A 902-nucleotide genomic window follows, 5' to 3' on the forward strand; every position below is an offset into this window, starting at 1 on the left:
TTGGTGTGGCTTTCTACCATCTGGCGACTTAAGCGATCCAAACATAAATAGTTGGAACGCCCTTTCAATAACGCCACTTGACCATAAAAACCGAGCGCATTGACCATCAGCGGTAGATCACGATGGTACAACTGCTCTTGCAAGTTTTTCGAGCCAGTACTGATGATGACTTTCTTGCCACTCAACAACGCTGGAACAAGATAAGCAAATGTTTTACCGGTACCAGTTCCGGCCTCTACCACCAACTGACTTTGTTCTTTGATCGCACTACTGACGGCTTCAGCCATGTCTATTTGTGGCTGACGAGCCTGAAAACCCGGAATCGCTTTACCTAAAGCGCCATCAGAGGAAAATGTTTTTGCGATCATGCCTGACATCTGGTTAGAAAAATTGTCGTGAGTATATCAGACGTTTGGGAGAGACATCAGCCCGTAAGATGGCCAGCGTACGGCCCAATACAGATAATTTGTTGAAACCATGGCAAGAATAGATTATTTATGAAGTCAGATTGCAGTACGGTTGACCCTTTTGGGGAAAACACATATTTCGTACGCTAGAAAAATAATGCATGGAAGTATCTGATTTATGGAAAAGAAAACACTGTTGACCCATTGTTCTGACGCACCGGGTTTGATCTCTAAAATTACTAATATCTGTTACAAACATCAGCTAAACATCGTTCATAATAACGAATTTGTTGATAACACCAGTGGGCACTTTTTCATGCGAACGGAGTTGGAGGGGTACTTCAACGACCAAACGTTTCTTGCCGATTTAGACCAAGCTCTACCGCAAGGTGCAAAACGCACTCTCATTGGCTCTCGCCGTAAACGCATCGTGATTCTCGTAACGAAAGAAGCACACTGTTTAGGTGATATTCTGATGAAAAATTACGATGGCAG

The 902-nt window shown here is 43.5% G+C and carries 2 protein-coding genes; one reads left to right on the top strand and one right to left on the bottom strand.

Annotated features, from left to right (window positions below; all coding sequences use genetic code 11):
• On the bottom strand, nucleotides 1-368 hold a 368-nt coding region (locus R8O10_RS24265), incomplete at its 3' end, for a DEAD/DEAH box helicase (protein WP_318191824.1).
• A gap of 217 nt (nucleotides 369-585) precedes the next feature.
• Here R8O10_RS24265 and R8O10_RS24270 point away from each other — a divergent pair.
• On the top strand, nucleotides 586-902 hold a 317-nt coding region (locus R8O10_RS24270), incomplete at its 3' end, for an ACT domain-containing protein (RefSeq protein ID WP_318191825.1).

The sequence above is a fragment of the Vibrio sp. 1727 genome (assembly GCF_033344415.1).
GTDB classification, from domain to species: domain Bacteria; phylum Pseudomonadota; class Gammaproteobacteria; order Enterobacterales; family Vibrionaceae; genus Vibrio; species Vibrio alginolyticus.